Annotated in this window: 1 pseudogene; it reads left to right on the forward strand. The window is 54.2% G+C overall.

Annotation, left to right across the window (positions count from 1 at the left end):
* Nucleotides 1-2,288 (forward strand): annotated as a pseudogene (locus DW724_RS15295) (hypothetical protein); the annotation flags it as partial.

Genomic DNA, 2,288 nt, shown 5'->3' on the forward strand with positions numbered 1-2,288 from the left:
CGTTGCAGAGCATACCAAGGTGAGTGATACGGCTACCGCAACGACCAGGCATACTTACTCCAAGGCGGGCAAGCTGCTGAAAACCGTAGACGCGCTGGGCGGCGAAACCTCGTATGAGTACAATGCCAACGGCTTTACCACCTCGACCAAGGACGCGCTCGGCGGCGCGGTAACGACCGAATACGGCACGAACGGCGAACCGCTCAAACGCACGGACGCGAACGGCAATGAAACCACCTATGAATATGGCAAGGATACCGCACAGCTTGTATCGGTAACAGACGCGGAGGGCAACGAAACCCGCTACACCTACAACGACCGCGGCCTGCTTATCCAGACTACGGACGCGGAAGGCAATGCGACTACCTATGAATATGACGCGCTCGACCGTGTAGCAAAGACGATTGACGCGCTGGGCGGCGAAACAATTTATGCGTATGACAGCATGGGACGCACGGTTTCGGAAATCGACGCAGAAGGCAACAAGAAAACCTACACCTATGACGCACTCGGACGAACCAAGACCGAAACCGACGGTGCAGGCAACAAGACTGCCTATACCTATGACCCTGTTGGCAATCTGCTTGTCACAACGGACGCAAACGGCAATGAAACCAAGACCGAGTACAACGCCATCAATGCAGCGGTAAAGCAGATTGACGGCGAAGGCAACGAAACCACCTACACTTACGACAAGGTAGGACGGCTGCTGACCGAAACAGACGCGCTCGGCGGCGTTACCGCGTACACCTACGACCTTGCGGGCAATCAGCTTAGTGTTACCGACCCCGAAGGCAATGTGACAAAGTATATCTATGACCTGCTGGGACGCGCCGTAGAGCAGATTAACGCAGACGGCAGCAAGACCCGCACGGTGTATGACGCGCTGGGACGCACGACAGAAAGCTATGACGAACTCGGCGGTAAGACTGCTACCACCTATGATGCGAACGGCAACCAACTCACCGTCACTGACCCGAAAGGCAACAAAACTTCGTATCAGTACAACCGCAAAGACCAGATTACGGTTATCACCTATGCGGACGGCGGCGAAACCCGCTATACCTACAATGCGCTCGGAAATGTCAGCGAAGTAACCGACCAGAACGGCAATGCAACCAAGTACACCTATGACGCACTCGGCAGAACGCATACCGAAACCAACGCAGTAGGTGTTGTGACCGAATACGGCTACGACAAGGTAGGCAACACGGTTTCTGTCACCAAGGACGGAACAGTAATCGCAAAGAGCGAGTACGACGGTGCATATCGTGTGGTAAAAACGATTGACGGACTGGGTAATGCGGGAACCAAGCAGTATGACGGCGTAGGCAATGTGCTGGTTTCCACTGACCGTGAAGGCAATGCAACGCAGTACACCTACGACAAAAACTATAACCTGCTCAAGACCACGGACGCAGAAGGCGGCGTGTCCTCGTCTGCTTATGACGCACTGGGTCGCGTCGTTTCTGCAACCGATGAAAACGGCAGCGCAACGACCTACACATATGACAAGAACGGCAATGTGCTGACCGAAACCGACGCGCTTTCCGGTGTTGTTACCAACACTTACGACGCACGCGGCAGAGTAGCCGCAACTACGGACAAGCTGGGTGCAACAACTACCTACACCTATGATGCAGCCGGTAATCTCCGTAAGGAAACCGACGCCAATAATGCGTATGCCGTTTATCAGTATGATGCGAACAATAATCTTATTCAGTACACCAACCGCAACAACGAATGGGTGAAGTATGCGTATGACTGCATGGATCGGCAGGTCAAGGAAACCAACCAGCTGAACCATGCGACCGAGTACGAATACGACCTTGCAGGCAATCAGACAGCGGTGATCGACGGCAACAAGAACAAGACCGTTTACACCTATGACGGCCTGAATCGTCTTGTTTCCAAGACCAACGCCGAAGGTGGCATGATCGAGTACCGGTATGATCCGTTCGGTAATACCACAGGTACGACCGTGTACGGCGGCGGTGACGAGAAGGCCGCGACCACTTATGCCTATGACGCAGCGGGCAATCTGCTGACCGAAACCTCTCCGCTGGGCAGCGTGACTACCTACACGCATGACAAGGAAGGCAATGTACTGACGCAAGTTGATGAAAACGGAAAGCAGACCGCTTACACCTATGATAAGCTGTATCGCATGGTGTCCCGGAAGGATGCGGATGGTACTGCGACCTTCGCCTATGACAAGGCAGGCAACATGACCACGGCCAAGGATGCAAACGGCACGGTAGCATTTGCGTTCGACGCGCTTTCCCGCA

It is taken from the genome of Butyricicoccus sp. AM27-36 (assembly GCF_003480945.1).
GTDB classification, from domain to species: domain Bacteria; phylum Bacillota; class Clostridia; order Oscillospirales; family Butyricicoccaceae; genus Agathobaculum; species Agathobaculum butyriciproducens.